Consider the following 10466-nt stretch of genomic DNA (forward strand, 5'->3'; position numbering starts at 1 on the left):
CCATACCCCTAAGGGATTACCCCTTAATTGTCGGTGGTAGGTGCTGTGGTGGGAGGGATAACCACGAACCCAGCAGTCGCGTGAAAAACCACACTTTTTTTCTCATAATTATCTACTCATTTCGGAGCATGATTTATTTTTGTACAAAATGGCTCGCGCTTTTCCTTTGATTTATATCAACTTACAGCCTTGAACAACCCCTAAGGTAGCATCAGGAAATATGAATAATCAGAGGTATCTATGAGTCAATCTTCAATCCCGGAGAAGGCTAGCAGCTCAGTCATCACCGACTGGCGTCCTGAAGATCCTGAGTTTTGGCAACAGCGCGGCCACCGTGTGGCGAGCCGCAATTTATGGATCTCCGTTCCCTGTCTTTTACTGGCGTTCTGCGTCTGGATGTTGTTTAGCGCCGTCGCGGTAAACCTCAATAAAGTGGGTTTTCAGTTCACTACCGATCAGCTGTTTATGTTGACCGCATTGCCAGCGCTTTCCGGCGCGCTGCTGCGCGTACCTTATGCCTTTATGGTCCCGCTGTTCGGCGGCCGCCGCTGGACGGCGTTCAGTACCGGTATCATGATTATTCCGTGCGTTTGGCTGGGCTTTGCGGTACAGGATACCTCCACGCCGTTTAGCGTGTTCGTGATTATCTCTCTGCTGTGCGGCTTTGCCGGCGCTAACTTTGCTTCCAGTATGGCGAACATCAGCTTCTTCTTCCCGAAAGAGAAGCAGGGCGGCGCGCTGGGGGTTAACGGCGGTCTGGGTAACATGGGCGTCAGCGTGATGCAGTTGGTTGCGCCGCTGGTGGTCTCGCTCTCTATCTTTGCCATTTTTGGCGGTAGCGGTAGCGAGCAGCCGGATGGCTCAATGCTGTATCTGGAAAACGCCGCGTGGATCTGGGTTCCATTCCTGATCATCTTTACCCTGGCCGCGTGGTTCTTTATGAACGATCTGTCGGCCTCAAAAGCATCGCTGAGCGAACAGTTGCCGGTACTTAAACGCCTGCATCTGTGGATTATGGCGCTGCTGTATCTGGCGACCTTTGGTTCCTTTATCGGTTTCTCCGCCGGGTTTGCTATGCTGTCAAAAACCCAGTTCCCGGACGTGCAGATCCTGCACTACGCCTTCTTCGGTCCGTTTATTGGCGCGCTGGCGCGCTCGATGGGCGGGGCGATTTCCGACCGTCTCGGCGGGACCCGCGTGACGCTGGTGAACTTCGTGGTGATGGCTATTTTCTGCGCGTTACTGTTCCTGACTCTGCCGACAAATGGTCAGGGCGGCAACTTCATCGCCTTCTTCGCGGTATTTATGGTGCTGTTCCTGACCGCCGGGCTGGGCAGCGCCTCTACCTTCCAGATGATTTCCGTGATCTTCCGTAAGCTTACGATGGACCGCGTGAAAGCGCAGGGCGGCAGCGAAGCGCAAGCGATGCGTGAAGCGGCGACGGATACCGCCGCGGCGTTGGGCTTTATTTCGGCGATTGGCGCGATCGGTGGTTTCTTTATTCCGAAAGCGTTCGGTATTTCGCTGGATCTGACCGGCTCGCCGGCCGGGGCAATGAAAGTCTTCCTCGTTTTCTATATTGCCTGCGTAGTAATCACCTGGGCGGTATACGGCCGTAAACAGAAATAAGTCTTTTCTTAATGTGAAGTGACAGGGCGCGCCACAAGGTGCGCCCTTTTTATTATTTGTTGTTAGTTACAACATACTTTTACTTGTGCAAAGCTGTTGAATTCAGGGAAATAACTATCGGTACGTCATCTACCACTTAATACCTAAGCGTGGCATAAATCCCGGTTAACATTCTGTCATATTTAAAATAATCCTTATAAAACAATTGGATATTTAATAAATATCGTTACTACTTTGGTGGTATCTGTGGGTTGGGTGCGGATTTATAAGCTATTTCGCATTGATCGCCATCAATTCTCCTCTTCCGGCATGGCGCTATTTTCGCTGCAAATCCAGCAATGTCGATTTATCAGAGAGCCGTCAGGCTCCATATCAGGAGAAACCCGATGAGTAAATTTCTGGACCGGTTTCGCTACTTCAAACAGAAGGGTGAAACCTTTGCCGATGGGCACGGCCAGCTTCTTAAAACCAACCGGGATTGGGAGGATGGATACCGCCAGCGTTGGCAGCATGACAAAATCGTGCGTTCCACTCACGGTGTGAACTGCACCGGCTCATGCAGCTGGAAAATTTATGTCAAAAATGGCTTGGTCACCTGGGAAACCCAGCAAACTGATTACCCGCGTACCCGCCCCGATCTGCCGAACCATGAACCACGCGGCTGCCCGCGCGGCGCCAGCTACTCCTGGTATCTGTACAGTGCTAACCGCCTGAAATATCCGCTGATGCGTAAGCGTCTGATGAAGATGTGGCGTGAAGCGAAAGTTCAGCATAGCGATCCGGTTGAGGCATGGGCTTCAATTATTGAAGATGCCGATAAAGCGAAAAGCTTTAAACAGGCCCGCGGTCGCGGCGGTTTTGTTCGTTCTTCATGGAAAGAAGTGAACGAACTGATTGCCGCTTCAAACGTCTATACCGTCAAAACTTACGGTCCAGACCGCGTGGCAGGCTTCTCGCCGATCCCGGCGATGTCGATGGTTTCCTATGCGTCCGGCGCCCGTTACCTGTCGCTGATTGGCGGTACCTGTCTGAGCTTCTACGACTGGTACTGCGACCTGCCGCCAGCCTCGCCGATGACCTGGGGCGAACAGACCGATGTGCCGGAATCTGCCGACTGGTATAACTCCAGCTACATCATCGCCTGGGGCTCCAACGTCCCGCAGACCCGTACCCCGGACGCGCACTTCTTTACCGAAGTTCGCTACAAAGGGACCAAAACCGTGGCGATTACTCCGGACTATGCCGAAATCGCCAAGCTCTGCGATCTGTGGCTGGCGCCGAAGCAGGGTACCGATGCCGCGATGGCGCTGGCGATGGGCCACGTCATGCTGCGTGAGTTCCACCTCGATAAACCGAGCCAGTACTTCACCGATTACGTACGTCGCTACACCGACATGCCGATGCTGGTCATGCTCGAAGAGCGCGACGGCTACTATGCCGCTGGCCGTATGTTGCGCGCTGCCGACCTGGTTGACTCCCTGGGCCAGGAGCAGAATCCGGAATGGAAAACCGTCGCCTTTGACGAGAAGGGCGAAATGACCGTACCTAACGGTTCTCTGGGTTTCCGCTGGGGCGACAAAGGCAAGTGGAACCTCGAACAGCGCGATGGTAAAACCGGCGAAGAGATTGAACTGCGCTTGAGCCTGCTTGGCAGCCATGATGATATCGCCAACGTCGGCTTCCCATACTTTGGCGGCGAAGGGTCCGAGCATTTCAACAAAGTCGACCTCGAAAACATTCTGCTGCACAAACTGCCGGTAAAACGCCTGCAGATGGCCGATGGTTCCACCGCGCTGGTGACTACCGTTTACGACCTGACCATGGCGAACTACGGCCTGGAACGCGGTCTGAACGATGAAAACTGCGCGACCAGCTACGATGACGTCAAGGCGTACACTCCGGCCTGGGCAGAAAAAATCACCGGCGTATCCCGCGCGCACATCATCCGTACCGCGCGCGAATTTGCCGATAACGCCGATAAGACCCATGGCCGCTCAATGATTATCGTCGGTGCGGGCCTGAACCACTGGTTCCATCTGGACATGAACTACCGCGGGCTGATCAACATGCTGATCTTCTGCGGCTGCGTTGGCCAGAGCGGCGGCGGTTGGGCGCACTACGTTGGTCAGGAAAAACTGCGTCCGCAGACTGGCTGGCAGCCACTGGCGTTCGGCCTTGACTGGCAGCGTCCGGCACGCCACATGAACAGTACATCGTACTTCTATAACCACTCCAGCCAGTGGCGCTATGAAACCGTCACCGCGCAGGAACTGCTGTCGCCGATGGCGGATAAATCCCGCTACAGCGGACATCTGATCGACTTCAACGTGCGCGCTGAGCGTATGGGCTGGCTGCCGTCGGCGCCGCAGCTGGGCGTGAACCCGCTGCGTATTGCTGACGAAGCGAAGAAAGCCGGTATGACGCCGGTCGATTACACCGTGAAATCGCTGAAAGAGGGGTCTATTCGCTTTGCGGCCGAGCAGCCGGAGAACGGTAAAAACCATCCCCGTAACCTGTTTATCTGGCGTTCCAACCTGCTGGGCTCCTCCGGTAAAGGCCATGAATATATGCTCAAGTACCTGCTGGGTACCGAGAACGGTATTCAGGGCAAAGACCTTGGCAAGCAGGGCGGCGTGAAGCCGGAAGAAGTCGAATGGCGGGATAACGGTCTCGACGGCAAACTGGATCTGGTCGTCACGCTCGACTTCCGTCTGTCGAGCACCTGTCTGTACTCCGACATCGTACTGCCGACCGCAACCTGGTACGAAAAAGACGATATGAATACCTCGGATATGCATCCGTTTATTCACCCGCTGTCTGCCGCCGTTGACCCGGCCTGGGAATCCAAAAGCGACTGGGACATCTATAAAGGTATCGCTAAGAAATTCTCTGAAGTCTGCGTAGGCCACCTCGGCAAAGAAACCGACGTCGTGACGCTGCCGATTCAGCACGATTCCGCCGCGGAAATGGCGCAGCCGTTTGACGTTAAAGACTGGAAAAAAGGCGAATGTGACCTGATCCCAGGTAAAACCGCGCCGCATATTATTCCGGTCGAGCGTGATTATCCGGCGACCTACGAGCGTTTCACCTCTATCGGCCCGCTGCTGGAAACCATCGGCAACGGCGGTAAAGGTATCGCCTGGAATACCCAGAGCGAGATGGACCTGCTGCGTAAGCTCAACTACACCAAGGCGGAAGGCCCGGCGAAAGGCCAGCCGAAGCTGGAGACCGCTATTGACGCCGCTGAGATGATCCTCACTCTCGCGCCGGAAACTAACGGTCAGGTAGCCGTGAAGGCGTGGAAAGCGCTGAGCGAATTTACCGGCCGCGACCATGCGCATCTGGCGCTGAACAAAGAAGACGAGAAGATCCGCTTCCGCGATATTCAGGCGCAGCCGCGTAAGATCATCTCCAGCCCGACCTGGTCTGGCCTGGAAGACGAACATGTCTCCTATAACGCTGGTTATACCAACGTCCACGAGCTGATACCGTGGCGTACGCTGTCCGGCCGTCAGTCGCTGTATCAGGATCACCAGTGGATGCGCGACTTTGGCGAAAGCCTGCTGGTCTATCGTCCGCCAATTGACACCCGTTCGGTGAAAGCGGTGATGGGCGAAAAATCCAACGGCAATAAGGAGAAGGCACTGAACTTCCTGACGCCGCACCAGAAGTGGGGGATTCACTCTACTTATAGCGATAACCTGCTGATGCTGACTCTGTCGCGCGGCGGGCCGATCGTCTGGATGAGCGAAGCGGATGCGAAAGATCTGGGTATCGAGGATAACGACTGGATCGAAGTCTTCAACGCCAACGGCGCCCTGACGGCGCGTGCGGTAGTGAGCCAGCGCGTACCGGCAGGAATGACCATGATGTACCACGCGCAGGAACGTATCGTGAACCTGCCGGGTTCTGAAGTTACCGGTCAGCGCGGGGGGATCCACAACTCGGTTACCCGTATTACGCCAAAACCGACCCATATGATCGGCGGCTACGGCCACCTGGCGTACGGCTTTAACTACTATGGCACCGTCGGTTCCAACCGCGATGAGTTTGTTGTGGTACGTAAGATGAAGAACATTAACTGGTTAGACGGCGAAGGTAATGACCAGGTACAGGAGAGCGTAAAATGAAAATTCGTTCACAAGTCGGCATGGTGCTGAATCTCGATAAATGCATCGGCTGCCACACCTGCTCCGTAACCTGCAAAAACGTCTGGACCAGTCGTGAAGGGATGGAGTACGCCTGGTTTAACAACGTAGAAAGTAAGCCGGGCGTCGGTTTCCCGAACGACTGGGAAAACCAGGAAAAATGGAAAGGCGGCTGGATCCGTAAAATCAACGGTAAACTGCAGCCGCGCATGGGCAACCGCGCGATGCTGCTGGGTAAAATCTTCGCCAACCCGCATCTGCCGGGAATCGATGATTACTACGAGCCGTTTGATTTTGACTACCAGAATCTGCATAACGCGCCGGAAAGCAAACATCAGCCGATCGCTCGTCCGCGTTCGCTGATTACCGGCCAGCGGATGGACAAAATTACCAGCGGCCCGAACTGGGAAGAGATCCTCGGCGGCGAGTTTGAAAAACGCGCCAAAGACCAGAACTTCGAAAACATGCAGAAGGCGATGTACGGCCAGTTCGAAAACACCTTCATGATGTATCTGCCGCGCTTATGCGAGCACTGCCTGAACCCGGCGTGCGTCGCGACCTGCCCGAGCGGTGCCATCTATAAGCGTGAAGAAGACGGTATTGTCCTGATCGACCAGGATAAGTGCCGCGGCTGGCGTATGTGCATCACCGGCTGCCCGTACAAGAAGATCTATTTCAACTGGAAGAGCGGGAAATCCGAGAAATGCATCTTCTGCTACCCGCGTATTGAATCCGGGATGCCGACGGTGTGTTCCGAAACCTGTGTGGGACGTATTCGCTATCTCGGTGTCCTGCTCTACGACGCGGACGCGATTGAAAACGCAGCCAGCACCGAGAATGAGAAAGATCTGTATCAGCGTCAACTGGACGTCTTCCTCGATCCTAACGATCCAAAAGTGATTGAACAGGCGTTAAAAGATGGCGTACCGCAGGGCGTAATTGAAGCCGCGCAGCAGTCGCCGGTTTACAAAATGGCGATGGACTGGAAGCTGGCGCTGCCGCTGCACCCGGAATATCGCACCTTGCCAATGGTTTGGTACGTGCCGCCGCTGTCGCCGATTCAGTCCGCGGCCGATGCGGGCGAACTGGGTAGCAACGGGATCCTGCCGGATGTAGAAAGCCTGCGTATTCCAGTCCAGTATCTGGCGAACCTGCTGACCGCGGGCGATACCCAGCCGGTACTGCTGGCGCTGAAACGTATGCTGGCGATGCGCCACTTCAAACGTGCGGAAACCGTCGACGGCATCGTCGATACCCGCGCGCTGGAAGAGGTCGGGCTGAGCGAAGCGCAGGCGCAGGAGATGTACCGTTATCTGGCTATCGCTAACTACGAAGATCGTTTCGTGGTGCCGAGCAGCCATCGCGAACAGGCTCGCGATGCCTTCCCGGAGAAGAGCGGTTGCGGCTTTACCTTCGGCGATGGTTGCCACGGCTCTGACAGCGAATTCAACCTGTTTAACAGCCGTCGCATTGACGCCATTGACGTTACCAGCAAAACGGAGCCGCACGCATGATTGAACTCGTGATTGTGTCGCGTCTGCTCGAATACCCTGACGCTGCCTTATGGCAGCATCAGCAGGAGATGTTCGAGGCTCTCGCGTCATCGGAAAAACTCGCCAAAGAAGATGCCCAGGCGCTGGGCGTTTTCCTGCGCGATTTAGTGGCTCAGGATCCGCTGGACGCCCAATCGGCGTATAGCGAGCTGTTTGACCGCGGCCGCGCCACCTCGCTGCTGCTGTTTGAACATGTGCACGGCGAGTCCCGAGATCGCGGGCAGGCGATGGTCGACCTGATGGCGCAGTACGAGCGCCACGGTCTGCTGCTGGATAGCCATGAGCTGCCGGATCACCTGCCGCTGTACCTTGAGTATCTGGCGCAGTTGCCGGAAGAGGAAGCGCTTGGCGGCCTGCGGGACGTTGCGCCAATCCTTGGCCTGCTCAGCGCGCGTCTGCAACAGCGCGAGAGCCGCTATGCGGTGTTGTTCGAGCTGCTGTTGAAGCTTGCCAATACTCAGGTCGATAGCCAGAAAGTGGCGGAGAAGATTGCCGACGAGGCCCGCGACGATACACCGCAGGCGCTGGATGCCGTCTGGGAAGAAGAGCAGGTCAAATTCTTTGCCGACCAGGGCTGCGGCGAGTCGGAAATCTCCGCTCACCAGCGCCGTTTTGCCGGAGCCGTGGCCCCGCAATATTTGAATATCTCTAACGGAGGACAGCACTAATGCACTTCCTGAATATGTTCTTCTTTGACATCTATCCGTACATTGCGGGTTCAGTGTTTCTTATTGGCAGCTGGCTGCGCTACGACTACGGCCAGTACACCTGGCGCGCTGCCTCCAGTCAGATGCTGGATCGTAAAGGGATGAACCTGGCGTCAAACCTGTTCCATATCGGGATCCTGGGTATTTTTGCCGGTCACTTCCTCGGTATGCTGACCCCGCACTGGATGTATGAGTCCTTCCTGCCGATCGACGTGAAGCAGAAAATGGCGATGTTTGCCGGCGGGGCGTGCGGCGTGATGACGTTGGTCGGCGGTTTACTGCTGCTCAAGCGCCGTCTGCTGAGCCCGCGCGTTCGTGCTACCACCACCACAGCGGATATCCTGATCCTCTCGTTGCTGATGGTGCAATGCGCGCTGGGTCTGCTGACCATTCCATTCTCCGCCCAGCATATGGACGGTAGCGAAATGATGAAACTGGTCGGCTGGGCGCAGTCGGTGGTGACCTTCCACGGCGGAGCTTCGCAGCATCTCGATGGCGTAGCTTTTGTCTTCCGAGTTCACCTGGTGCTGGGGATGACGCTGTTCCTGCTGTTCCCGTTCTCGCGCCTGGTTCACATCTGGAGCGCGCCGGTCGAGTACCTGACGCGCAAATACCAGATTGTGCGCGCGCGTCGCTAGTTCATTCGCGACGGCTGACTTACCCCGCCATGGCGGGGTTTTTTTTCGCCCCAGCCAAGGTTGTTGCCCGCCGCAGCAAACAGAATCAGCACCCCTCCAGCCAACTGCAGCGGCGTGAGCGCATGATGGAAAACCAGATAGTCAACCACGATAGCCACCAGTGGATAGATAAACGAGAGCGAACCAGTGACCGGCGTCGGCAGCTTTTGAATCGCACTATATAAAAGTTGATACATAATCCCGGTATGGACGATGCCGAGGATCAGCAAATAGCGCCAGGCAAAATGGCCGTTAAACTCGGGGGCATGAACCAGCGGCAAAAGCATTACCGTACCGACGATAACCTGAATAAAAGCGATATGCTGCGCCGGTAGCGACTGCAGCTTGCGGGCGATAATGGCGGTCAGGGCATAAAAAAACGCCGCGCATAACGCCAGTGCAATGCCAGTAACGAGATTGTCGCCGTGGGTGGGAGTTAGTTCGCTCGATAGCAGAATCACCACGCCGCTGAAGGCCAGCAGTAACCATCCCCATTTTACCGCGCTTACCCTTTCACCTAGTATCATGCTCAGTAATACCAGCATAAAGGGCTGGGTGTTGTAGACCACGGTGGCCATCCCGATAGAAACGCGTGAGTAGGCGGCAAACAGCAGCAGCCAGTTGATCACCAGCGCGACGCCGCCAAGGACTGCCAGCGCCAGAGTGAGGCGCGTCAGGCGGCTGAAGGGTTGCCGGCTTAACAAAATAAACAGCAATAATGTGACCGCGCCGATAAGACAGCGCCAGAAAACCACGTCGATTACCGGCAACCCTGAGAGCAGCACGAATGCGCCAATCGAGCCGGAAATGATCATCGCCAGGCTCATCTGCCAGACACCACGAGAAAGCTGCATATTTCACCTCCAGAAGTTTTCCATTATTGTCGTGAAAAGCCTGACAGCTTGATATATCTGAAATAAGGTAAAAACAGATGAATGCCTTTATTAATTAGGTGAAATAAATGGAATACGTAATTGATGAAATAGACCGGGCGATTCTGACCTGCCTGACACAAGATGCCAGAGTTTCGCTCAAGGTATTGAGCGCGCAGGTGGGATTGACCTCGCCGAGTACCGCCGAGCGGGTAAAACGCCTTGAGGAAAAAGGGGTAATTGAGGGTTATGGCGCGCGGGTGAATCTGGCGGCGCTGGGATATAGTCTGCAGGCATTAGTACGAGTGAGACCGCTACCGGGATTGCTGCAAAAAGTGGATAAATATATCCAGGCTATGCCGGAGTGTATTGAAAGTGACAAGGTCACCGGAGAGGATTGTTTTGTTATGCGTCTTGTGGTCCGTGATATTACGCAGCTGGATACGATACTGGATGGTCTCGCAGAGTATGCGCAGTGCAATACATCGGTGGTGAAGAGTTCACCGGTAAAAAGACGATTGCCCCCGCTGTGAGTTTTCCCGGAGGCGGTGCTGCGCACCTGTCCGGGCTACCAAACGGCACCACCTGTAGCTTCGCTAAGCGAAGCGCGAGCGAGGAGATGGCAGTGCAGGTGGCTGAAGAGAATGCAACAGTAGTGGGGGAAGGATTACTCGGCGCTAAAGCGCCTCGCCCTTCGGGCCGTTGCCTGCGGCAACGTTCTCTCGCTGACGCTCGAGTCGAACCTTAGTCGAAGCTTCTCATCCTTCCCCGTAGGGCAGAATATAGAATATCGCAGGTAGATTAAGCTGGGCATGACATGAGGAGATGGTGGTGGGGGAAGGATTCGAACCTTCGAAGTCGATGACGGCAGATTTACAGT

At 55.4% G+C, this 10466-nt stretch carries 7 protein-coding genes and 1 other RNA gene; 6 read left to right on the forward strand and 2 right to left on the reverse strand.

Going from position 1 to position 10466, the window contains the following annotated elements:
* Positions 1-240 precede the first annotated feature (240 nt).
* From ABLU78_RS05460 to narI, 5 genes are all read left to right on the forward strand, one after another.
* On the forward strand, positions 241-1629 hold the full coding sequence (locus ABLU78_RS05460; RefSeq protein WP_045386267.1) for a NarK family nitrate/nitrite MFS transporter: 1389 nt from the start codon (positions 241-243) through the stop codon (positions 1627-1629).
* Positions 1630-2015: 386 nt separating this feature from the next.
* Positions 2016-5759, forward strand: coding sequence for a nitrate reductase subunit alpha (locus ABLU78_RS05465; RefSeq protein WP_015367086.1), 3744 nt, complete (start codon positions 2016-2018; stop codon positions 5757-5759).
* Positions 5756-7291 carry a nitrate reductase subunit beta gene (gene narH, locus ABLU78_RS05470; protein ID WP_015705097.1) on the forward strand — a complete coding sequence of 512 codons (1536 nt, stop codon included), beginning with the start codon at positions 5756-5758 and terminating at the stop codon, positions 7289-7291. Before ABLU78_RS05465 ends, narH begins: the two co-directional genes overlap by 4 nt.
* Complete coding sequence (narJ, locus tag ABLU78_RS05475; RefSeq protein ID WP_015705098.1) at positions 7288-7998, forward strand: nitrate reductase molybdenum cofactor assembly chaperone; 711 nt, start codon at positions 7288-7290, stop codon at positions 7996-7998. The genes narH and narJ overlap by 4 nt, the downstream gene beginning before the upstream one ends.
* The gene (narI, locus tag ABLU78_RS05480; RefSeq protein ID WP_015367083.1) at positions 7998-8675 is read left to right on the forward strand and encodes a respiratory nitrate reductase subunit gamma; all 678 of its coding nucleotides are present in this window, start codon (positions 7998-8000) and stop codon (positions 8673-8675) included. The genes narJ and narI overlap by 1 nt, the downstream gene beginning before the upstream one ends.
* Here the strand turns inward: narI and ABLU78_RS05485 are convergent.
* Positions 8672-9568, reverse strand: a complete 897-nt coding sequence (locus tag ABLU78_RS05485; protein ID WP_047046031.1) for a DMT family transporter — start codon at positions 9566-9568, stop codon at positions 8672-8674. The genes narI and ABLU78_RS05485 overlap by 4 nt on opposite strands.
* A gap of 107 nt (positions 9569-9675) precedes the next feature.
* Here ABLU78_RS05485 and ABLU78_RS05490 point away from each other — a divergent pair, with 107 nt between their 5' ends.
* Complete coding sequence (locus ABLU78_RS05490; RefSeq protein ID WP_032707801.1) at positions 9676-10119, forward strand: Lrp/AsnC family transcriptional regulator; 444 nt, start codon at positions 9676-9678, stop codon at positions 10117-10119.
* A gap of 117 nt (positions 10120-10236) precedes the next feature.
* Here ABLU78_RS05490 and ABLU78_RS05495 read toward each other — a convergent pair.
* Positions 10237-10369: non-coding RNA, RtT sRNA (locus ABLU78_RS05495), on the reverse strand.
* Between the last annotated feature and the right edge of the window lie 97 nt (positions 10370-10466).

Origin of the sequence: Klebsiella sp. JN_Kp122 (assembly GCF_040062085.1) — a bacterium.
In the GTDB taxonomy this organism is placed as follows: domain Bacteria; phylum Pseudomonadota; class Gammaproteobacteria; order Enterobacterales; family Enterobacteriaceae; genus Klebsiella; species Klebsiella aerogenes.

Coding starts and splice junctions, on each gene's coding strand:
- narI (WP_015367083.1), top strand. CDS start 7,998: ATGCACTTCCTGAATATGTTCTTCTTTGACATCTATCCGTACATTGCG.
- ABLU78_RS05460 (WP_045386267.1), top strand. CDS start 241: ATGAGTCAATCTTCAATCCCGGAGAAGGCTAGCAGCTCAGTCATCACC.
- ABLU78_RS05465 (WP_015367086.1), top strand. CDS start 2,016: ATGAGTAAATTTCTGGACCGGTTTCGCTACTTCAAACAGAAGGGTGAA.
- narJ (WP_015705098.1), top strand. CDS start 7,288: ATGATTGAACTCGTGATTGTGTCGCGTCTGCTCGAATACCCTGACGCT.
- ABLU78_RS05490 (WP_032707801.1), top strand. CDS start 9,676: ATGGAATACGTAATTGATGAAATAGACCGGGCGATTCTGACCTGCCTG.
- ABLU78_RS05485 (WP_047046031.1), bottom strand. CDS start 9,568: ATGCAGCTTTCTCGTGGTGTCTGGCAGATGAGCCTGGCGATGATCATT.
- narH (WP_015705097.1), top strand. CDS start 5,756: ATGAAAATTCGTTCACAAGTCGGCATGGTGCTGAATCTCGATAAATGC.